Genomic DNA, 18,514 nt, shown 5'->3' on the forward strand with positions numbered 1-18,514 from the left:
TGGTCGCCACTTGGCTGATCTGCCGATGTGTCACCGCACAACTCATTGCTCCCCGTCCAATGTCGTACGGGGTACCCGGCGCGGTTCCGACCCGCGTCCCCTGCCGTTCCACTCCCCACCATGAGGAGGGATCGCCGTGCCCCTGATCGCCCTTGTCGTTGAGCAGTACGTGCAGATGCGGTTCGGCTTCATGGCCGGACTGGGACTGGCTCTGCTCGCCGTCGGTATCAAGTCCGAGAACGCCACCTGCGCCGGCATCGGCGGCGCCCTGCTGATCGCCCCGGCCGTGTCGGCGGGAACCTGACCGGTCTCGGAAGAGGCCGGAAGAGATCGGAAGGGGTCAGAAGATGTCGGGGCACCAGGGCCGCCTCGGTGTCCGGAACACCCGTTCCGCCGTCGAGACCGCTCCCGGCCGGTTCTCCTCCAGGGTGCCGAGGGCCGCCAGCCGGACCGGCGACGCGTCACCCAGATAGAGCGCCCCCAGCTCCCGTACGTCCAGCGTCAGATCCGGTGACTTGGATGTCGGGGTGCAGGAGGCGCCGTCCGGGCCGGTCTCCAGTCGGAAGCGGCCGGAGGCCAGACCGAGGGAGTCCCGGAGGTCCAGGACGAGGGTCTCGGCGGTGCCGTACGCACGCGCCTCCAGGGAGCGGGCGACGTCCAGGATCCGCACCCACAGGAAGTCCGCGTGGGTCACCGCCCGCGCGGCCCGGGGATCGGGGAGCAGATCGGGGAGGAGGTCGTCCGGGGCGCGGTAGCCGGTCCGGAGGGTGGTGATCCAGTCGATCGAGCAGAGGAACCGCCACAGCGCGCGCTCGGCGGCCGGCGTCAGCGCCAGCAGATCGCTGACCGTCGCCGTGTTCAGCGGCTGCTTGGCATCGCCCCACTTGTCGTCGACCCGGTAGACGGCAAGGCCCTCGACCTCGCCGGACGCCGAGCGGTAGACCGCGTGGAACGGCTCCGTCCAGGGCCGGTTCGGGAACGTCATCGCCCCCGTGCTCAGTCGCCACCAGCGCTCGTCCCGGCTCACCGCGCCGGGCTGGAGGGCCGTGAGACGGGTGTGGAGCCCGGGGCCCGCCTTCCGTATCTCCGCGAGGTCGGCGAGGTCGATACGGCCACCGTCCGGCTGACCGGACCGGCGGTGGTCGAGACCGGCGCGCGGGACGTCGACGGCCCACTCGGTCGTCCAGGTCGCCGGGCCGAAGCCGAACCGCCCGTAGATCGGGTACTCCGCGGAGATCAGCGTCGCCACCGCGTCACCGCGCTGCCGTGCCCCGCGCAGATCGGCGGTCATCAGCCGGTTGAGGATGCCTCGGCGGCGGTGGGTGGCGGTGACGGTGACGCTGGTGACGGCGTTCGCCTCGACGGCCGCGCCGCCGGGGACGGTGAGCCGCTGGTCGAACGAACGGTACGTCGCCACACAGCGGCCCTTGTCGTAGACCCCGGAGGCACGGGACAGATCGAGGCCCGCCGAACGCGCCTCGGCCTCCCCCTCGGAGAGGGTCGGCGCCAGCAGGAAGCCGGTGGACAGGGCGCGCAGCCAGTCGGGGTAGTCGGCCGCCGAGACGGTACGGGTTTCCAGGCTCATACGGGCCACGCTAAGCATCGGGGTGTCAGAAAGTCGCCCGGATTTTCCCGACCTCCGCGGCGCCCCCGAGCAGCGGCGCACTGCGGATCCTCGCCACGACCGGGGCGCGCACGCCCATCAGCTCCAGCGCCCGCCCCAGCACCGGGCCGAGCGCCCGCACGGCGCCGTCGTCGACCTTGAAGGCGAGGGCACGGCCGTCCGCGAGCGCCACCGCCTGCACGGCCTCCGCGCCCATCTTGGAGAGCGTCCCGGGCACCTCGCGCATCAGCCAGGTGTCGGCGCGGCGGGTACCCGCCACATACTCGGGGTGCGCGCGCATCGCGTCCGCCACCCGCCGCCCGTCGGTGCCGGGGGCGGCCAGCACGAGCGAGCGGAACGCCCGCGCCAGCCCCGTCAGGCTGATCGCCATCAGCGGCGCCCCGCAGCCGTCGGTGCCGACCGCCGCGACCCGTTCGCCCGACGCCTCCTCGACGACCTCCCGGACGAGGCGCTGGAGGGGGTGGGCGGGATCGAGATAGGAAGTCCGGTCCCAGTCGTTGAGGGCGCAGGCCGCCAGCATCGCCGTGTGCTTGCCGGAGCAGTTCATGGCGACGGGGTCCCGGACCCCGCCCGCCGCGAGATACGCCTCCGCCTCCGCCGGGTCCAGCGGCAGATCCGGCGGGGTGCGCAGTTCGGCGGCGCTCAGCCCGTGCTCGGCGAGCATCGTGCGGACGAGATCGAGGTGGAAGTCCTCCCCGGAGTGGCTCGCGGCGGCCAGTGCCAGCCGTTCGCCCGCGAGGCCGAGCCCGGCCCGCAGAACGGCCGCGGCCTGCAGCGGCTTGTTGCTGGAGCGCGGGAAGACCGGCGCGGTCACATCGCCGAGCGCCCGCTCCACACTGCCGTCGGGCGCCAGGACGACCAGCGCCCCGCGGTGGTGGCCCTCGGTGAAACCGGACCGTACGACCTCGGCGAGGACGGGCGATATCGGCGCGGTGGTGTTCATGGGCGGCCTTCCGGGGCGGGAACCCGCCGGTGAGAACAGTGCCGGAGGATCGCCCCGGACGCGCCTCAGGTGAGCAGGTCGTCTACTTGTGCTTCTCCCTCACGGTACCTGCGGGCGATCTCGGCGCTGCAGTCGTCGGCGGTGCGCTGGAGCAGCTGCCGGCGCCCCGAGACCTGCTGCTCGTAGCCGACGAGCCGTCCCATCGCCGCGTGCAGCTCGTCGTCCGTACGCGCGGCGAGGTCGGACAGCTCCACATCGGCGAGCATGTCGGCGGCCAGCCGCCGGTACTCCTCGCCGTGCGGGGTGGACACGGTCACATGGCGGGCGGAGGTGCGGTGCCGCGAGGGCGTGTCCGCCAGGATCTCCGACAGCCGGTCCACGACCGGTGTCTCCGGGTCCGTACGGCGTGCCAGCTCGGCCCGCAGGATGTCGATCCGGCCCTGGAGCAGCCGCCGCACATAGCTGAGGTCCGCCTCGTCGCGCTGGGAGTCCCGGCGCAGGGTCCGCAGCTCCGCCAGGCGCAGCTCCGGCAGGTCGTACTGCGGAGGGTCGGGAAAGGTGTCCGCGGCGCGGTGGCTGTCCGCGGTGCGCTGCTGGGGTGGGCGGCCGGCCTGGCCGGCCGCCTGCACGGGGGCGGCCATCGCTGCTGTCGTCACGATCCCGGCCGGCGCGCTTTCAGCCGTATGCCCGGTGCCAGATGTGCTCATATGCGTATGTCCGTCCCCTCGACCGGTGCACGGGGCTCCCCAGGCCCGGAGGACCGGGGGCTGCACCGCCTCTGTGCATCGTGCCACTCCACAACCGTCCCACGCAGGTGCTCTGCACCCGTTCAGCCCCAGATAGGTTGGGCTGTATGCGTGCAGTGGTGCAGAGGATCGACGGCGCGAGCGTCGCCGTCACGGACGAGTCCGGATCGCGGACGGTCGGCGAGATCATCGGCGAGGGACTGTGTGTGCTGGTGGGAGTCACTCATGAGGACACTCCCGAGCAGGCGGACCGGCTGGCCCGCAAGCTCTGGTCGCTGCGCGTCCTGGAGGGTGAGAAATCCTGCTCGGACGTAAATGCCCCCTTGTTGGTGATTTCGCAGTTCACTCTCTACGGGGACGCCCGGAAGGGCCGGCGCCCCACGTGGAACGCGGCTGCGCCCGGCCCGGTGGCCGAGCCCCTGGTCGACGAGGTGGTGGCCCGGCTGCGGGCGCTGGGGGCGCGGGTGGAGACGGGCCGGTTCGGCGCGAGCATGCGGGTCTCGCTGACGAACCAGGGCCCGTTCACGGTACTGATCGAGGTGTAGGGCGCCACGGGCCGGGCCCGGGGAGCTGCACGGACCGGGGGCCGGGCTCACGGGCTGTGCGTTCCAGGCCGGGGCTCACGGGCTGTACGTTCCGGGCCCGGGGCTCACGGGCTGTACGTTCCGGGCCCGGGGCTCACGGGCTGTACGTTCCAGGCCGGGGCTCACGGGCTGTACGTTCCGGGCCCGGGGCTCACGGGCCGGGGCTCGGGAGGCTGTACGGGTTCCGGCCCGGGCACACGGGCCGGGCGGCTACGGCTCGACCACCGTCTCCTGGGACGCCGCGGTGTCCCCCGCCATCAGCGGCGCGTCCACCGGCACGTTCCGCTTGACCAGGGCGAGCGCGATCGGCCCCAGCTCGTGGTGGCGGGCGGAGGTGGTGACGAAGCCCAGCTTGCGGCCGTCCTCGCCGTCCGAGGCGAGCCGGACCGGAGTACCGGGCGGCGGCAGATGCACCTCGCTGCCGTCCAGGTGCAGGAAGACCAGCCGGCGCGGCGGCTTCCCCAGGTTCTCGACGCGGGCCACGGTCTCCTGGCCCCGGTAGCAGCCCTTCTGGAGGTGGACCGCCGAGCCGATCAGTCCCAGCTCGTGCGGGATCGTGCGGTGATCGGTCTCGAAACCGACGCGGGGACGGTGGTCCTCGACCCGCAGGGCCTCGTACGCCAGGATCCCCGCGACCGGACCGTTCTGCGCCGCGTACGCGTCGAGGTCCGCGCGCGGCAGGAACAGATCGCGGCCGTACGGGGTCTCCCGTACGACCACACCGTCCGGGACCTCGGCGATGGAGCCCGCGGGCAGGAAGACCATCGCGAAGTCGTCGGTGCGGTCGGCGACCTCCACCCGGTAGAAGAACTTCATCGAGTCCAGGTACTCGGTCACCGCGTGCCGGGTGCCCGGCTCGACATGGGCCCAGAGCGTCTCGCCGTCGTCGACGAGATAGAGCGCGTGCTCGATATGGCCGTGCGCGGAGAGGATCAGCGCGTCGGTGGCCTCCCCGGCCGGCAGTTCGCTCACATGCTGGGTGACCAGGAGATGCAGCCAGCTCAGCCGGTCGTCCCCGGTGACGGTGAGGACACCGCGGTGGGAGAGGTCGACGAGGCCCTTGCCGTCCGCGAGGGCACGCTGTTCACGGAAGATGTCGCCGTAGTGCGCGGCGACGCCTTCGTCGGCGCCTTCGGCGGGGACGGCGCCGGGCAGGGACAGCAGTGGGCTCTTCACAGTGGCCATGGGAAAAGCCTACGACTCGGTAGTTGAAGCCTCAGCGGAAGGCTGCCGGGTCGCCCCGGTTCCGCCCGCGCCGGACGCCCGCGACGACGGCGACGGGGACGACGGCCGGGGTGCCGCGGACGCGGAGGGCCCGGCCGTCGGGGAGGGCCGGGAGGCCGCTCCGGCAGGGGCGCCCGCGCCCGCCGCGCACCGCTCGCAGCGGCCGAAGATCGCGAAGTGCTTCATGTCCGTCTCGAACCCGAAGGCGTCCCGCAGCTTCGCGGTGAACCCGGCCGCGATCTCGACATCCGCCTCGATCACCTGCGTACAGTCCCGGCAGACCAGATGGATGTGGTGGTGCCGGTCGGCGAGGTGGTAGGTGGGCGCCCCGTGCCCGAGGTGGGCGTGCGAGACCAGCCCCAGCTCCTCCAGCAGCTCCAGGGTCCGGTAGACGGTGGAGATGTTCACCCCGGAGGCGGTCCTGCGCACCTCGGAGAGGATGTCGTCGGGTGTCGCGTGCTCCAGGGTGTCGACGGCTTCGAGGACAAGCTGCCGCTGCGGGGTCAGCCGGTAGCCGCGCTGCCGCAGATCGCTCTTCCAGTCGGTGCTCACCACGCCCCCAGTGTAGGCAGGGGGCGGGGCCCCTACGTGAAGAACGTGATTCCGTCGTCGGGAAGGTCCCCGAGGTCCTTGGCCCATGCCTCGACCTGCTCGGGCGTGACGACCTTCTTCAGATGCGCCGACATGTACGGCCGCAGCTCGACCTCGGGGGTGGCCTTCTCGCCCACCCACATCAGATCGCCCTTCACATAGCCGTAGAGTCGCTTGCCACCGCTGTACGGGCCGGCGGCGGCGGTCCGCGCGACGGCGTCCGTCACCAGGTCGATCTGGGGCTTCTGGTCGGCCAGCTCGCCGTACCAGATCTCGACGATGCCCTGGTCACGGACCATGACGGCCTCGACCTTGCGGTCCTTGTCGACGCGCCAGTAGCCGTGCTCGCTCTCCAGCGGCCTGACCTTGTTGCCCTCGGCGTCGAGGACCCAGGTGTGCGAGGCGTACTCCAGGAAGTCCCTGCCGTCGTGGCGGAAGGTGACCGACTGCCCGAAGTTGCACTTCTCGGCGTCCGGGAAGTCCGATACGCCCGCGCCCTCCCAGGTGCCGAGGAGGAACGCGAGGGGGACGAGGTCCGGGTTCAGGTCGGACGGGATCTCGATCATGAGCGGCTACAGCTATCTGTGCGGGGGCGTGTGTGCCGGGCGTGGAGTACGGGCCTGGATCAGCGCTGGCCCTGGTACAGCTTCTTCACGGTCAGCACGGCGAAGGCGGCGACGCCGATGCAGACCAGGACCAGCAGGGCTTCGAAGAATGCCTCAAGCACGGGGTGCTCCTCGGATGAGCGGTGGGCGACACGGTGAACCGGAGTCCGGGCCCCAGCCTAATGGGTGGGGCCCGGAGACCGGTGTGAGGTGGGTCGTGGCCGTCCGCGCGGCCCGGCCCGGGATCGGTCCGCGCGCTCGCCCCGCGATCGGTCCGCGCGGCCCGGGATCAGCTCAGGAGCTGATTCTGGAGGGCCACGGTCTGGTGGAAGGGCACGGCGGCCGACCCGCCCTTCTTCTCGTGGACCACGAGGGCGACGGTGTCGCCCGCGAGGATGTACGCCTGGCGGGTGTGGAGCGGGCCCGGGTCCCCGGTCTCCCGGTAGACGTACGAGTTGGTCGACTCGGAGCCGCCCGAAGTCTGCCAGTCGGGGTCCACTTCGCCCTCCGGCATGCCCGTGAGCGCGAGTCCGGGGTCCAGTCTGGCCCCGAGGTCCGTACGCACGAAGCCGTCCGCCGAGTCCACGGAGTCGAGCCGGAGCAGATAGACACGGGAGACCGTGCCGTCCGGCATGGTCCAGCCACGGGCCGCGATATGCCGTACGGCGACATCGGTGAGCGCCTGCCGGACGTCGGCCCGGCTCTCCTCGGCGTACTCGGACCCGAACCGCTCGATCGTCGTCCAGCCGCCGTCGAGCTTCTTGTCCGCGCGGGCGCCCTCGGGCGCGGGCAGCAGGAGGTCTCGCAGATCGGCGTGGTGGGTCTCCTCCTCGTTGCCCTTGCTGAAGGGACGCGGGCTGCCCTCGGGGAGCGCGGGCAGCGACAGCCGGGGGTAGTCCCAGCGGCCGTCGCTCTCCGTGGCGAGACCGGGGACGTCGGTGCGCTCCATGGAGGTGATCCCGTACGCGGTGCCCGCGCCGAGCCCGACGCACACGAGCACGGCGGCGCTCCAGCGGCCCACGGCCCGCAGGACCCGCCGGTCCCGCGCGGGGGGCGCCGCGTGTGAGGAGTCGTGCGAGGCCGCGTGTGAGGGGTCGTGCGGCGTCAGGACCTCGGGCGGGTCTTCGGCCCGGGCCGCCGGTTCGCCCGGGGCCACCGGCGTAACGGGCGTCGGCGCGGTCTTCGGCTCCGGCTCCGGTGCCTGCGGGGCGGGCCGGGAGGCGGTCTGCTCGGTCATACGTACTCCCCCGGAGAGGTGAGGTGGTCGAGCTGCCGCTTCACGAGTGAGGTGGCGGCGGACTTGTCGAACGGCCGGGAGCCGTACGCGGAGACGGACACCAGCATGTCGGACACGTACGCCGTGCACGTCATCCTGTCGACCCCGGTGTCCTCTCCGTCCTCGTTCCGGTCCTCGTCCGGATGGTCCATCGGGAGCATGAAGCAGGCGGCCTTCTTGTGGCCCTCGATCTTCGGGCCCTTCTTCAGCCCCACCAGCTCCGACAGCCCGGCCTTGAAGTCGTAGAGGGTCCGGACGTCCTTCCCGCTCTTCATCCGGGCGACCTCCACCTGCACGACAAGCGTGTTGTCGAAGAGGGCGTAGGTACGCGAGGCGATGCCCCGCACACCGAGACGGTCGATGATCTTCTCGAACTCACGGCGCTTCTCGCCGGTGAGCCCCCGGCCCTCGTCCTTCATCACGGCGGCGGCCTGCTTGCCGGTCAGCTCCTGGTCGTTGCCGTACAGCTCCCTGTCCGGGCCCAGGCGGTAGTTCTCCGGCACCGGCAGGAGGAGCTTGCCGAGCGGGGTCGAGGCCCGGCCCCGGCCGACATCCCCGGCGGGGTCCTCGGCGGGCGCGCCCGCCGGCTTGCCCCAGGTCGTGGTGGGCGCGGTGCGGTCGGCGCCGTCGACGGTCGCGGCGGTGTAGCCGAGGCCGCCGGCGACGGTCCCCAGCACCAGCGCCCCGCCGAGCGCCCGGCGGATCAGTGCGGTCTTCACAGGCGCTCCAGCTGTCGCTCGGCCAGGGTGCGGATGGTCTTCTTGCTGATGGCCTTGGCGCCGTAGACGTCGATGACGATCGCGATGTCACCGCGCTGGACGAGGGCACGGGCCCGGTAGAACGGCAGATAGCCCGCCTCCCTCTGGACCTCGTACAGGTAATACCGGCCGTTGCCGCTGCCCTTGACGGGGTCGCCCTCGTTGCCCGCGCCGGACGACTCCTCGTAGTCCTCGCCCATGTAGCTCTGCTGGCCGGCGATGAACTCCTGGGCGCCTCGGGCTCCACGGAACTGCACGAGGTACAGCTGGGTCTCCCGGTTGCCCGTCTTCCACTCGGTGCCCGCGATCCGGCGGATGTCGTCCTCCAGAAGCTCGCCGAGCATGTAGCTCGGATCGTCGAAGTACATGACGAACGCGGGAGGGTCGACCCACGCGCCGTTCCGCCACTTCTTGTCCGACACGCGCTCGCCCGGGGGCTTGGGCAGCAACAGCTTCCGCAGATCGCCGTCCGTCCTGACCTGGCGGTCCTCGGCGGCGGAGAGCGGTGCGCGGCGCTTGTCGTCCGCGAGCGGCTTCGCCGGGTACGTGAGGTTCCGCGCGCTCAGGGCGGGCAGCGGGGTCGGCTCGCGCTCGGCCTGGACGCCGTAGCCGACGGCGGTTCCGGCGACGACGCCGATGACGGCCGCCACGGCGATGAGAAGCGCGGTCGCCCCCCGCCGCCGGGTCCGCGCGGGCGCGGGCGGGACCTGTGGTCCGGGTTCCGTGACCGCGGCGACCGGTGGTGCCGCGGGCGGCGGCGCGGGCGCGGGTGTCGGCGTGGCCTGCGGTCCGAGTTCCGCCACGGGGGCGACCGGTACGGGCGCGGGCGGGGCGGCGGAGGCGGCGACCGGCTCGGGCTCGGCGACGGGCTGCGGCACGGAGTCGGCGACCGGCCGGGGCGCGGCGGCGGTGTCCGTACCGGCGACGGGCTGCGGCGGCGCGGAGGCAGCGACCGGCTCGGGCTCGGCGGCGGGCTGCGACGCGGCGGGCGACGCGGGCTTCGATCCTGCGGTCGTCCCGGGCTCGGTGTCCGACTCCGGCGCGGCGGCAACCTCCTGCTCGGCGGCCGCGTCTGCATCGGCGGCGGGCGACGGGGGCTCGGCTACCGACGGCGGCTCGGCGGGTGATACGGGCTCCGGTCCGGCTGCGCCCGGCTCGGGTTCCGGCCCGGCGGCGGGCTCCCGTCCCGCGTCCTGCGGGTGCCCGGTGGCCGGCTCGCGCGGCACGGGCACGGGCGGCGGTGTCCCCACGGCGGTCGGTTGCTCCGGGGCGGGTGCCTGACCGGGTACCGACGGCCTCTCGTCCTCCGGCTGTCCCGCCGGTGTTTCCTGCTTGTCCAACTTGTCCAAGGGGTCCCCCCACGAGACCTGACCAGCGATGTCCGTTGGTCGCATGTACACAGCAGACTCATGGGTGACGCATGGGGTTGCAGAGGCCCGCATTACAGTTCGGTCATGGCCAAGAAGCTCGTGATCAAGGTGACCGCCGGGGCAGACGCGCCCGAGCGGTGCTCGCAGGCATTCACCGTGGCGGCCGTCGCCGCCGCCAGTGGAGTGGAGGTGTCGCTCTGGCTGACCGGTGAGTCGTCGTGGTTCGCGCTGCCGGGGCGGGCGGCGGAGTTCGCGCTGCCGCATGCCGCGCCGCTGCCCGATCTGATCGAGTCGATCCAGGCGGCGGGGCAGGTCACGCTGTGCACCCAGTGCGCCGCGCGCCGGGACATCACGGAGAAGGACGTGCTCGACGGTGTACGGATCGCGGGGGCTCAGGTCTTCGTGAGCGAGATCATGGCCGACGGCGTCCAGGCTCTCGTCTACTGAGCCCACGCGAAGGCGCTACCGCGCGGGGCACGATCCGCGGATGAACCGGCGCGGGTGGACGGCCGGGACGGCGCCTGCCGACCGGGCGCGCGTCGGCCGTCCGGGCGCGCGGGCAGGTTACCGCCGCCGGGAAGGGACCGGGGCGCGGGTAGGCAGCCCGCCGCCGGGGACGGACCGGGCGGGATACCTGTACGCGGACCAGCCACCGGAACGGACCAGGAAGCGGGTGCACGGACGAGGCGCCGGGACGGGTCGGCAGTATGGACGGGCCCGGGAGCCCGGTGGGCAGGGAAGCAGATGAGCGGACCCGCGGTAGGGGGGACCGACCGGGGAAGCCCGTGCGCAGACGAGTCCGTACGGCGTCTGTTCCGTACAGGCCGGACGGAATCACCGCCGGCGTTTGCCGTCGAGTTCGTCCCACCACTCGTCCGACTGGCGGTCTCCGGACGGATCGTCCCACCAGCGGTCCTCCGGGCCCCGGTGGTTCGCCACCATCGCCGCGATCGGCGGGATGACCATGGCGACCACACACATCGCGATCGCCGCCGGGACCGACCAGAGCCGTACGACCGCCCAGGCGGAGACAAAGAGGAAGATGCACCCGCCCATGAGCAGGAAATAGGCACGCCGCCGTTGTGCGTACATGCTTCCAGGGTACGGCGGAAGGGCCCTCGCGGACAGACGACCGGAGGGCCGCACCCCGATCCCAGTGGCGTCCAACCCCCGGGGGTGCGGCCCTTCGGCCGGTCTGCGGAAGAGCGGTCGCTCAGACCGCGATCGCGACCTCGGCGAGGCCGCCCGTCTGCGCGACGACCGTGCGGTCCGCGGTGCCGCCGGGCACCAGGGCGCGTACGGTCCAGGTGCCCTCGGCCGCGTAGAAGCGGAACTGTCCGGTCGCCGAGGTCGGGACCTCGGCGGTGAACTCGCCGGTCGAGTCCAGCAGACGGACGTAACCGGTGACGGGCTCGCCGTCGCGGGTCACCTGGCCCTGGATGGTCGTCTCACCGGGCTTGATCGTCGAGGCGTCGGGGCCCCCGACCTGCGCTCCACACATGCTGTTACTCCAAAAGTCCGTTGGTCGGGATTACTTGGGGGCGCCGAGCTCGATCGGAACGCCGACGAGGGAGCCGTACTCGGTCCAGGAGCCGTCGTAGTTCTTGACGTTGTCGACACCGAGCAGCTCGTGCAGCACGAACCAGGTCAGGGCCGAGCGCTCGCCGATACGGCACAGGACGATGGTGTCCTTCGACAGGTCGACCTGCTCGTCGGTGTACAGCGCCTTGAGGGCGTCGTCCGACTTGAAGGTGCCGTCGTCGTTGGCGTTCTTCGACCACGGGATGTTGCGGGAGGTCGGGATGTGGCCGGGGCGCTGCGACTGCTCCTGCGGGAGGTGCGCCGGGGCGAGCAGCTTGCCGCTGAACTCGTCGGGCGAGCGCACGTCGACCAGGTTCTGCGCGCCGATGGAGGCGACGACCTCGTCGCGGAAGGCGCGGATCGAGGCGTCCTGCGGCTTGGCCTTGTAGTCGGTGGCCGGGCGGTTCGGCACCTGGGCGCCGTCGACGAGGTCGCGGGAGTCCAGCTCCCACTTCTTGCGGCCGCCGTCGAGGAGCTTGACGCTCTCGTGGCCGTACAGCTTGAAGTACCAGTACGCGTAGGAGGCGAACCAGTTGTTGTTGCCGCCGTAGAGAACGACCGTGGTGTCGTTCGCGATGCCCTTGGCCGACAGGAGCTTCTCGAAGCCCTCCTGGTCGATGAAGTCGCGGCGGACCGGGTCCTGGAGGTCCTTGGTCCAGTCGATCCGGATCGCGTTCTTGATGTGGTTCTTGTCGTAGGCGGACGTGTCCTCGTCGACCTCGACGATCGCGACCTGCGGGTCGTCGATGTGGGACTCCACCCAGTCGGCGTCTACCAGGACGTCGCTGCGGCTCATTGTGTTTCTCCTCCGGGGCAGTGTGCGGCGGTGTGGAACGGGAGAGCTGTGCGGTGCGGTTCGCGGGGTCACGCGGGCGGTGGTGCACGTACGCGGAAGGGCGGTGTACCGCACGGGGCGGCCCTGATCGGTGGTCGACGGGCCAGGGGATACGGGAGCGGGGCTCCCGCTCAGACGGCGCGACAGAGCATGGCGGCGACGCGGCACAGGTCTACTGCCCGCCGCTTCGTGAGATCCGCCTGTCGCTGCTTCATGCGTCCGATCGTAGGGACGAGTCGGCCGCAATGTCACCGTTGTGTCGCATATTGAGACACGATCGTCCGCCATGCGATACGAGTGGAGGGTGCGAGGTCCCCGCCGGGGCCCGCGCGGCCCTTCGGGCTCCTCGTGCTCCTACCCTGCGGACGGGCCCGTCTCACCATCCGGCCATGCGTTCCGGCTGCCGCCCCGCGGATCGACCGAGGGGCGACTGCCCGTCACACACCGTGTTCCCGAGGCCGTCCGAGCGCCGCCGACCGGCCGTACCCCTCTGTAGTGGTCGTTCCATCCACTAGATTGGCACGGTGAAGACGACGGCACGAGAGCACGCGACGGCAGCGACGGCGTGGGGCGGTATCCCCGGCACCCGTGAGCGGATCGTCCGCGCGGCCTCGGTACTGATGCAGCGCCAGGGGTACGACGGCACCTCGATCAAGCAGATCTCGCAGGAGGCGGACGCCACGCTCGGCTCCGTCTACCACTTCTTCCCCGGCGGCAAGCAGGAGCTGGCGACCGCGGCGGTGCGCCACGGCGAGCAGGACTTCGCCACGATCCTGCGGGAGATCCTCGACGGCGAGCGGGACCCGGCCGAGGCGGTCATGGCCTGCGCCCGCAGCCTCGCCGACGGGCTGCGCGAGTCGGACTGGGCCGACGGCTGCCCGGTCACGGCCACCGCGCTCGGGACCGCCGGGCGCTTCCCCGACATCCAGCAGGCCGCCGCCGCGGCCTTCGCGCACTGGCAGTCCCTGGTCTTCGACAGCCTCCGGGCCGCCGGGGTCCCCGAGGACGACGCGTCGGATCTGGCCTGCACGGTGATCAGCACCCTGGAGGGCGCCGAACTGGCCGCCCAGGTCTCCCGCGACGACAAGCCGCTGCTGCTCGCGGGCCGCCATCTCGCCCGGCTGATCTCCCTCTCGACGCCCTGACGCGCTCTGTACGTCCTGAGCCGACGTACGGCCTGACACGCTGTACGTCCTGCGCTCTGTATGTCCTGCGCGCTGTCATGTCCTGACCGGCCCGCCCGTCGCCCAGCCCTCGGGCGCCTGAACTCCGCCGCCGGTCCTGCCGACGAGCCGCCGGGTCGCGGCTGTCCGGCTGTCCGGCTGTCCGGCTCTCCGGCTGTCCGGCTGTCCGGCTCTCCGGCTGTCCGGCTGTCCGGCTGTCCGGGTCAGCCCACCAGAGCCACGTTCGTGCCCTTGCCCGCGAACTTCAGCCCGTCCGCCGTCGTCTCGACCCGGTCCAGGCTCAGGCTCGCGGGAATCCCCTCGATCTTGAGGTCGTAGTCGACGATCTCCCGCAGCTTCCGCTCGAAGCCCGGCACCGGGATGCCCGGCAGGGTCTCGGCCTTCAGCTGGACCGTGGTGCCGCCCTTCAGCACGACCGAGCTGTACGTGGTGACATCGCCCGCGCCCTTCAGCAGGGGCTCGGCGCGGCCGGGGATGTCCACACCCGCGCCCTTCAGCAGATCGAGCAGCGGGCCGGTGACCTTGACCTGGCCCTTGGCGGCCCGCTCGGGGCCCGCGTAACTCACGGTCGCGCCCTCGGGAGCGGCCTTCGTCAGGTCCTCGTACGAGATCCGGGCGGAGCCGTCAGCGCTGCCCGCGACGGCGGACGAGTAACTGCTGTTGACCTTCACATCGCGCAGTTCCGCCGTGACCTCGGTGACATTGACCGTGTGTCCGCCGGCGGTGGCGGTGATGCCCGCGAGGCTGACGTCGACCTCGTCGAGCTGCTTGCCCGCGACCTGGGTGAGGAAGGGGAAGCCCTTGATGGAGACCTCGGGCGTGGCGGACAGGCCCTGACTGCTCCTGATCCGGTCGGCCGTCTCCGACTCGGCCATGTTCACCGCTATCCGGTCCGCGGCGATGAAAAGGCCGCCGAGGATCACCGCGGTGATCAGAAGTATTCGCAACGCGCGCATGACCCGTTGTCCCCCATGATTCGTCCGGCCCCGTGACGCCCACGAGCCTGAGCCGGTCGGGACGACGCCTTGTCGTTACTGATCGACGTCCGAACGGTGGCGATGGTTCCGCAACCACGCCGGGGTGGTCCGGCTCACCCGTCCGGTGACCCCCTCCGTGCCGCCGCCCGATGACCCCGTCCCGCGACCCGCTCGTGGCTACGTCAGGGCCCGGCCGAGCAGATACAGCGCGGGCGCGGCGGCCGTCAGCGGCAGGGCCACCCCGGCGGTGAAGTGGACGAACCGCGACGGGTAGTCGTAGCTCGCCACCCGCAGTCCGACCAGCGCGAGGACGCCCGCGGTGAGCCCCAGCAGCGCACCCCGGGGCCCCACGTCCGTCAGGGCTCCGGCCACGGCTCCCGCGCCCGCCGCCGCCAGCGGCGACAGGACCACGGAGGCGACGGCGGGCAGGGGCAGCGCACGGATCACCGCCGCGACCGCGACCGCGATACCGCCGATCACCACGGCGTCGTCCGCCGACGCCAGATACCCGGCCGCGAGAATCGTCAGCGCGGCCGAGGCGACCGTCGCCATCAGGCCCTGCATCCGCTCGTCGGCGCCCGCGTGGCTGCGGAGCTGGAGCACGAGGGTGATCAGGACCCACACGCCCAGCGTGCCGATGATCGCGGCGGGGGCGTTCTGGCGGCCCACCCCGAGCAGCACCGCGTCGGCCGCCAGGCCGCCCGCGAAGGCGAGCGCGATGCCCTGGCGGGCGGGCCACATGCCGTTCAGCCGGAACCACCCGGCCGCGGTGACCGCCTGGAGCACGACCAGCGGGACGAGCAGCGCGTACGAGCCGATGGCGGCGCCACCCGCGAGCAGCAGCCCGAGCACGGCGGTCAGCCCGGCCGGCTGGATCCCGGGCGCGATGATCGGCGAACGGCCCTCGGCGCGGGCGCGCTGGGCGTCCGTGACCCGGGTGTTGCCGCCGACGGTGGGACTGCTGTAGCCCTCGGCCGGGGCGGCGCCCGCCGACGGGACGGGCGGCGCGGGCGCGACCGGCGAGGCAGGGCCCGCGGGACCCGCGGTGGCGCTTCCGTACGGCACCTCGGGCGGCAGCGGACGGGAGCCCCCCACGACCGGCGGAAGATACGCCGTCTCCTCGGCGGGACCGGCCGTGTGCACGGGCGGCACGGGCGGGAGATACGCGGTCTCCTCGGCCGGCCCGATGTCGTGGCCGCCCTGCTCGGAGCGGATCGGCGGGACCGGCGGGAGATACGCCGTCTCCTCGGCAGGGCCGGCGGTGTACGCGGAAGGGACGGGCGGCGGATACGCGGTCCGCTCACCGGGACCGGCCGCGGCGGTCCCGGCCGGCGGGACCGCCGGCTGGTACTGGGTGTCCCAGGTCTCGCCCTCCCAGGTCTGGGCCGGGTCCTGGTGCACGGGCGACGGCTGGGGCCGCGGGTACGGCTGCCCGTACCCCTGCCCGTCGTACGGTCCCGGGTGACCCGACTGGCCGGGGTGACCCGGCTGACCCGACTGGCTCAGGCGCCCGGGGTGACCCGACTGGCCCGGGTGCGGCTCCGCGTAGGGGTCGTACGGCCGCTGCGGCTGCTGCCGGTACGGATCGTACGGAAACTGCTGGTCGCTGCTCATGCTGTCCGGTTCACCCTCCTGCGAACGGCGGCAGCACCTCGACCGTGCCGCCCTCCGCAAGCCGTACGGTCTCATGGTCGCGCGTCCCGACGGGATCGCCGTCGACGAGGAAGGAACACCTCTTCAGCACCCGCGTCAGCTCACCCGGGTGGCGCGTGCGGACTCCTTCGAGTGCCTCGGCGAGCGTCACCGCCCGGTACGGCTCCTCCGCCGTCCCGGCCGCCGCCTTGGCCGCGGCCCAGTAGCGGATCGTCCCCGCTGCCATGGCGCCACTCCTTTCGTCGGCCTCCATCATGGGCCATGCACGCGGGCCCACTGGTTTGAAAAATCGCCTCAATCCGGACACCATCGGAGGTCCGGAGCCTTGCGTGCCGACGCCCGGAAGGGAACTGGGAGACATCCCACAGTGTGAAATCGGCCCTCTGGCCCGGACGGCATGTGGGCTATCCTGCTGAGATCAGGATCCGGGCAAAGCAGCCCCCGGGTCCTTTTGCGTTTCCTGCCCGTTGTTACAGGCAGGTGAACGGGACGCACCGTACAGCCAGAGCAGGGCCGCAGCACAACGTCCTCGCAGGGACCGAGGAGGAACCGACGTTATGGGCGAGCGAACCGTGCACAACAGCAGAAAGACCCGGGCAGGTGGGGCGCGATGAGCTCTCTGCTGCTCCTCACCAACGCACTCCAGCCGTCGACGGAGGTGCTTCCCGCCCTCGGACTGCTGCTGCACAACGTGCGGGTGGCCCCCGCCGAGGGCCCGGCACTCGTGGACACCCCCGGCGCGGACGTGATCCTCGTCGACGGCCGCCGCGATCTGCCGCAGGTGCGGTCGCTGTGCCAGCTGCTGCGGTCGACCGGGCCCGGCAGCCCGCTGATCCTCGTGGTCACCGAGGGCGGCCTCGCGGCCGTCACCGCCGACTGGGGCGTGGACGACGTCCTCCTCGACACGGCGGGCCCCGCCGAGGTCGAGGCACGGCTGCGGCTGGCGACGGGCCGACGGCAGCTCGGTACGGACGACTCCCCCATGGAGATCCGCAACGGCGATCTGTCCGTGGACGAGGCGACCTACAGCGCCAGGCTGAAGGGGCGGGTCCTCGATCTGACCTTCAAGGAGTTCGAGCTGCTGAAGTATCTGGCGCAGCACCCCGGGCGGGTGTTCACCCGGGCGCAGCTCCTCCAGGAGGTCTGGGGGTACGACTACTTCGGCGGCACCCGGACGGTCGACGTCCATGTGCGCCGGCTGCGCGCGAAGCTCGGCCCGGAGCACGAGTCGCTCATCGGGACCGTACGGAACGTCGGCTACCGGTTCGTGGCGCCGGAAAAAGCGGAACGCGAGGCCGCGGGCGCGGCCGCCGTCACCCGTACGGAAGACCCGGCCGAGCTGCAGGAATCCGCCGTACGCCCTGCCCAGAGGTAGGTCACCCCGCGTAGACTGCCGCGTGTGGCCAAGGTGACGCGGGACGATGTGGCGCGACTGGCGGGTACGTCGACCGCTGTCGTGAGCTATGTCATCAACAACGGACCCCGGCCGGTCGCCCCGGCCACACGCGAGCGGGTACTCGCCGCTATCAAGGAGCTGGGGTACCGGCCCGACCGGGTCGCCCAGGCGATGGCCTCCCGGCGCACCGACCTCATAGGCATGATCGTGCCGGACGCGCGGCAGCCGTTCTTCGCGGAGATGGCGCACGCGGTGGAACAGGCCGCCGCCGAGCGCGGGAAAATGGTCCTCGTCGGGAACTCGGACTACCGCCGTGAGCGCGAGGTCCACTATCTGCGGGCGTTCCTCGGGATGCGGGTCTCCGGGCTGATCCTCGTCAGCCAGGGGCTCACCGAGCAGGCGGCGCAGGAGATAGAGGCGTGGGACGCGCGCGTGGTGCTGCTGCACGAGCGCCCCGAGGCGATCGACGACGTGGCCGTCGTGCTCGACGACATCGGCGGCGCGCAGCTCGCGACCCGGCATCTGCTGGAGCACGGCTACGCGTACGTGGCCTGCCTCGGCGGTCCCGACGACACCCCGCCCGTCGGCGACCCGGTCACCGACCATGTCGAGGGCTGGCGGCGCGCGATGGTGGAGTCCGGGCGCGAGGTGGAGGGGCGGCTCTTCCAGGCGCCCTTCAACCGGTACGACGCGTATCAGGTGGCGCTCAAGCTGCTGTCGGGCCCCGACCGGCCGCCGGCGATGTTCTGCTCCACCGACGACCAGGCCTTCGGTGTGCTGCGCGCGGCGCGTGAGCTGCGGATCGACGTGCCCGGGGAGCTGGCCGTCGCCGGCTTCGACGATGTGAAGGAAGCGCATCTGACGGACCCGCCGCTGACGACCGTGTCCTCGGACCGGCCGGCGATGGCACGGGCGGCGGTGGACCTGGTGCTGGACGACAGCCTGCGGGTGACGGGCTCGCGGCGCGAGCGGGTGAAGCAGTTCCCGTCGGGACTGGTGATCCGCCGCTCGTGCGGCTGCGGCTGACGTTTTTCGTTCGGATCAGGCCGGGGTGGATCAGGCCGGGTCGGGGAGCGGGGCCGGTCCCCGTACCGGGTCTCCGGCCGGTCCTGTGTCCTCGGCCGGGTCCCGCGTCCGCCACACGCGTCCCGCGTCCTTAGGCGGGTC

The 18,514-nt window shown here is 72.2% G+C and carries 22 protein-coding genes; 6 read left to right on the top strand and 16 right to left on the bottom strand.

Annotation, left to right across the window (positions count from 1 at the left end; translation table 11 throughout):
* Positions 1 to 136 precede the first annotated feature (136 nt).
* Positions 137 to 304 (top strand): hypothetical protein, encoded by a 168-nt coding sequence (locus tag ACFYT4_RS29165; protein WP_389275401.1) that lies wholly within the window; start codon positions 137 to 139, stop codon positions 302 to 304.
* Between the two features lie 36 nt (positions 305 to 340).
* On the opposite strand, the gene ACFYT4_RS29170 is transcribed toward ACFYT4_RS29165, so the two are convergent.
* The 3 genes from ACFYT4_RS29170 to ACFYT4_RS29180 all read right to left on the bottom strand — a co-directional run bounded on the left by ACFYT4_RS29170 (position 341) and on the right by ACFYT4_RS29180 (position 3,274).
* Positions 341 to 1,585 (bottom strand): GNAT family N-acetyltransferase, encoded by a 1,245-nt coding sequence (locus tag ACFYT4_RS29170; protein WP_389275404.1) that lies wholly within the window; start codon positions 1,583 to 1,585, stop codon positions 341 to 343.
* Between the two features lie 25 nt (positions 1,586 to 1,610).
* Positions 1,611 to 2,567, bottom strand: coding sequence for an asparaginase (locus tag ACFYT4_RS29175; protein WP_389275407.1), 957 nt, complete (start codon positions 2,565 to 2,567; stop codon positions 1,611 to 1,613).
* Positions 2,568 to 2,632: 65 nt separating this feature from the next.
* Positions 2,633 to 3,274, bottom strand: coding sequence for an ABC transporter substrate-binding protein (locus tag ACFYT4_RS29180; protein WP_389275410.1), 642 nt, complete (start codon positions 3,272 to 3,274; stop codon positions 2,633 to 2,635).
* 146 nt (positions 3,275 to 3,420) lie between these two features.
* Here ACFYT4_RS29180 and dtd point away from each other — a divergent pair, with 146 nt between their 5' ends.
* The gene (gene dtd, locus ACFYT4_RS29185; RefSeq protein ID WP_389275413.1) at positions 3,421 to 3,858 is read left to right on the top strand and encodes a D-aminoacyl-tRNA deacylase; all 438 of its coding nucleotides are present in this window, start codon (positions 3,421 to 3,423) and stop codon (positions 3,856 to 3,858) included.
* Positions 3,859 to 4,107: 249 nt separating this feature from the next.
* On the opposite strand, the gene ACFYT4_RS29190 is transcribed toward dtd, so the two are convergent.
* From ACFYT4_RS29190 to ACFYT4_RS29215, 6 genes are all read right to left on the bottom strand, one after another.
* On the bottom strand, positions 4,108 to 5,082 hold the full coding sequence (locus tag ACFYT4_RS29190) for a YgfZ/GcvT domain-containing protein (RefSeq protein WP_389275416.1): 975 nt from the start codon (positions 5,080 to 5,082) through the stop codon (positions 4,108 to 4,110).
* Positions 5,083 to 5,091: 9 nt separating this feature from the next.
* Positions 5,092 to 5,676, bottom strand: coding sequence for a Fur family transcriptional regulator (locus ACFYT4_RS29195; protein ID WP_389275419.1), 585 nt, complete (start codon positions 5,674 to 5,676; stop codon positions 5,092 to 5,094).
* Positions 5,677 to 5,705: 29 nt separating this feature from the next.
* Complete coding sequence (locus ACFYT4_RS29200; RefSeq protein ID WP_389275421.1) at positions 5,706 to 6,278, bottom strand: FABP family protein; 573 nt, start codon at positions 6,276 to 6,278, stop codon at positions 5,706 to 5,708.
* Between the two features lie 328 nt (positions 6,279 to 6,606).
* On the bottom strand, positions 6,607 to 7,554 hold the full coding sequence (locus ACFYT4_RS29205) for a hypothetical protein (protein ID WP_389275424.1): 948 nt from the start codon (positions 7,552 to 7,554) through the stop codon (positions 6,607 to 6,609).
* On the bottom strand, positions 7,551 to 8,312 hold the full coding sequence (locus tag ACFYT4_RS29210) for a hypothetical protein (RefSeq protein WP_389275427.1): 762 nt from the start codon (positions 8,310 to 8,312) through the stop codon (positions 7,551 to 7,553). The genes ACFYT4_RS29205 and ACFYT4_RS29210 overlap by 4 nt, the downstream gene beginning before the upstream one ends.
* Positions 8,309 to 9,700: a hypothetical protein gene (locus tag ACFYT4_RS29215; protein ID WP_389275430.1), complete on the bottom strand. Its 1,392-nt coding sequence runs from the start codon at positions 9,698 to 9,700 to the stop codon at positions 8,309 to 8,311. The genes ACFYT4_RS29210 and ACFYT4_RS29215 overlap by 4 nt, the downstream gene beginning before the upstream one ends.
* 105 nt (positions 9,701 to 9,805) lie before the next feature.
* Between ACFYT4_RS29215 and ACFYT4_RS29220 the strand changes: the two genes are divergently transcribed.
* A complete protein-coding gene (locus tag ACFYT4_RS29220) occupies positions 9,806 to 10,168 on the top strand; it encodes a DsrE family protein (RefSeq protein WP_389275433.1) in 363 nt (120 codons plus the stop codon).
* Between the two features lie 387 nt (positions 10,169 to 10,555).
* On the opposite strand, the gene ACFYT4_RS29225 is transcribed toward ACFYT4_RS29220, so the two are convergent.
* The 4 genes from ACFYT4_RS29225 to ACFYT4_RS29240 form a co-directional block, all read right to left on the bottom strand.
* Positions 10,556 to 10,813: a DUF3099 domain-containing protein gene (locus ACFYT4_RS29225; RefSeq protein WP_389275436.1), complete on the bottom strand. Its 258-nt coding sequence runs from the start codon at positions 10,811 to 10,813 to the stop codon at positions 10,556 to 10,558.
* A 121-nt stretch (positions 10,814 to 10,934) separates the two neighbouring features.
* The gene (locus tag ACFYT4_RS29230; RefSeq protein ID WP_338671897.1) at positions 10,935 to 11,222 is read right to left on the bottom strand and encodes a DUF1416 domain-containing protein; all 288 of its coding nucleotides are present in this window, start codon (positions 11,220 to 11,222) and stop codon (positions 10,935 to 10,937) included.
* Positions 11,223 to 11,252: 30 nt separating this feature from the next.
* Complete coding sequence (locus ACFYT4_RS29235; protein WP_389275439.1) at positions 11,253 to 12,098, bottom strand: sulfurtransferase; 846 nt, start codon at positions 12,096 to 12,098, stop codon at positions 11,253 to 11,255.
* Positions 12,099 to 12,268: 170 nt separating this feature from the next.
* Positions 12,269 to 12,352: a putative leader peptide gene (locus ACFYT4_RS29240; protein ID WP_350807544.1), complete on the bottom strand. Its 84-nt coding sequence runs from the start codon at positions 12,350 to 12,352 to the stop codon at positions 12,269 to 12,271.
* 309 nt (positions 12,353 to 12,661) lie between these two features.
* Here ACFYT4_RS29240 and ACFYT4_RS29245 point away from each other — a divergent pair, with 309 nt between their 5' ends.
* Positions 12,662 to 13,282, top strand: a complete 621-nt coding sequence (locus tag ACFYT4_RS29245) for a TetR/AcrR family transcriptional regulator (RefSeq protein WP_389275441.1) — start codon at positions 12,662 to 12,664, stop codon at positions 13,280 to 13,282.
* Between the two features lie 242 nt (positions 13,283 to 13,524).
* On the opposite strand, the gene ACFYT4_RS29250 is transcribed toward ACFYT4_RS29245, so the two are convergent.
* From ACFYT4_RS29250 to ACFYT4_RS29260, 3 genes are all read right to left on the bottom strand, one after another.
* A complete protein-coding gene (locus ACFYT4_RS29250; RefSeq protein ID WP_389275444.1) occupies positions 13,525 to 14,277 on the bottom strand; it encodes a DUF2993 domain-containing protein in 753 nt (250 codons plus the stop codon).
* Positions 14,278 to 14,475: 198 nt separating this feature from the next.
* Positions 14,476 to 15,912 (bottom strand): hypothetical protein, encoded by a 1,437-nt coding sequence (locus ACFYT4_RS29255; protein ID WP_389275446.1) that lies wholly within the window; start codon positions 15,910 to 15,912, stop codon positions 14,476 to 14,478.
* A 10-nt stretch (positions 15,913 to 15,922) separates the two neighbouring features.
* Positions 15,923 to 16,177, bottom strand: a complete 255-nt coding sequence (locus ACFYT4_RS29260) for a MoaD/ThiS family protein (protein ID WP_389275449.1) — start codon at positions 16,175 to 16,177, stop codon at positions 15,923 to 15,925.
* A 384-nt stretch (positions 16,178 to 16,561) separates the two neighbouring features.
* Here ACFYT4_RS29260 and ACFYT4_RS29265 point away from each other — a divergent pair, with 384 nt between their 5' ends.
* Together ACFYT4_RS29265 and ACFYT4_RS29270 are read left to right on the top strand one after the other, a co-directional pair.
* Positions 16,562 to 17,326: a winged-helix domain-containing protein gene (locus ACFYT4_RS29265; protein ID WP_389275451.1), complete on the top strand. Its 765-nt coding sequence runs from the start codon at positions 16,562 to 16,564 to the stop codon at positions 17,324 to 17,326.
* A 24-nt stretch (positions 17,327 to 17,350) separates the two neighbouring features.
* Positions 17,351 to 18,373: a LacI family DNA-binding transcriptional regulator gene (locus ACFYT4_RS29270; RefSeq protein ID WP_389275454.1), complete on the top strand. Its 1,023-nt coding sequence runs from the start codon at positions 17,351 to 17,353 to the stop codon at positions 18,371 to 18,373.
* Positions 18,374 to 18,514: the final 141 nt, after the last annotated feature.

Origin of the sequence: Streptomyces sp. NPDC004609, assembly GCF_042873655.1 — a bacterium.
In the GTDB taxonomy this organism is placed as follows: Bacteria; Actinomycetota; Actinomycetes; order Streptomycetales; family Streptomycetaceae; genus Streptomyces.

What these genes read in the sequence shown, in the direction of transcription:
- ACFYT4_RS29170 (WP_389275404.1), bottom strand. Translation starts at nt 1,585, where the DNA reads ATGAGCCTGGAAACCCGTACCGTCTCGGCGGCCGACTACCCCGACTGG.
- ACFYT4_RS29175 (WP_389275407.1), bottom strand. Translation starts at nt 2,567, where the DNA reads ATGAACACCACCGCGCCGATATCGCCCGTCCTCGCCGAGGTCGTACGG.
- ACFYT4_RS29180 (WP_389275410.1), bottom strand. Translation starts at nt 3,274, where the DNA reads ATGAGCACATCTGGCACCGGGCATACGGCTGAAAGCGCGCCGGCCGGG.
- dtd (WP_389275413.1), top strand. Translation starts at nt 3,421, where the DNA reads ATGCGTGCAGTGGTGCAGAGGATCGACGGCGCGAGCGTCGCCGTCACG.
- ACFYT4_RS29190 (WP_389275416.1), bottom strand. Translation starts at nt 5,082, where the DNA reads ATGGCCACTGTGAAGAGCCCACTGCTGTCCCTGCCCGGCGCCGTCCCC.
- ACFYT4_RS29200 (WP_389275421.1), bottom strand. Translation starts at nt 6,278, where the DNA reads ATGATCGAGATCCCGTCCGACCTGAACCCGGACCTCGTCCCCCTCGCG.
- ACFYT4_RS29205 (WP_389275424.1), bottom strand. Translation starts at nt 7,554, where the DNA reads ATGACCGAGCAGACCGCCTCCCGGCCCGCCCCGCAGGCACCGGAGCCG.
- ACFYT4_RS29220 (WP_389275433.1), top strand. Translation starts at nt 9,806, where the DNA reads ATGGCCAAGAAGCTCGTGATCAAGGTGACCGCCGGGGCAGACGCGCCC.
- ACFYT4_RS29225 (WP_389275436.1), bottom strand. Translation starts at nt 10,813, where the DNA reads ATGTACGCACAACGGCGGCGTGCCTATTTCCTGCTCATGGGCGGGTGC.
- ACFYT4_RS29230 (WP_338671897.1), bottom strand. Translation starts at nt 11,222, where the DNA reads ATGTGTGGAGCGCAGGTCGGGGGCCCCGACGCCTCGACGATCAAGCCC.
- ACFYT4_RS29235 (WP_389275439.1), bottom strand. Translation starts at nt 12,098, where the DNA reads ATGAGCCGCAGCGACGTCCTGGTAGACGCCGACTGGGTGGAGTCCCAC.
- ACFYT4_RS29240 (WP_350807544.1), bottom strand. Translation starts at nt 12,352, where the DNA reads ATGAAGCAGCGACAGGCGGATCTCACGAAGCGGCGGGCAGTAGACCTG.
- ACFYT4_RS29250 (WP_389275444.1), bottom strand. Translation starts at nt 14,277, where the DNA reads ATGCGCGCGTTGCGAATACTTCTGATCACCGCGGTGATCCTCGGCGGC.
- ACFYT4_RS29255 (WP_389275446.1), bottom strand. Translation starts at nt 15,912, where the DNA reads ATGAGCAGCGACCAGCAGTTTCCGTACGATCCGTACCGGCAGCAGCCG.
- ACFYT4_RS29260 (WP_389275449.1), bottom strand. Translation starts at nt 16,177, where the DNA reads ATGGCAGCGGGGACGATCCGCTACTGGGCCGCGGCCAAGGCGGCGGCC.
- ACFYT4_RS29265 (WP_389275451.1), top strand. Translation starts at nt 16,562, where the DNA reads ATGAGCTCTCTGCTGCTCCTCACCAACGCACTCCAGCCGTCGACGGAG.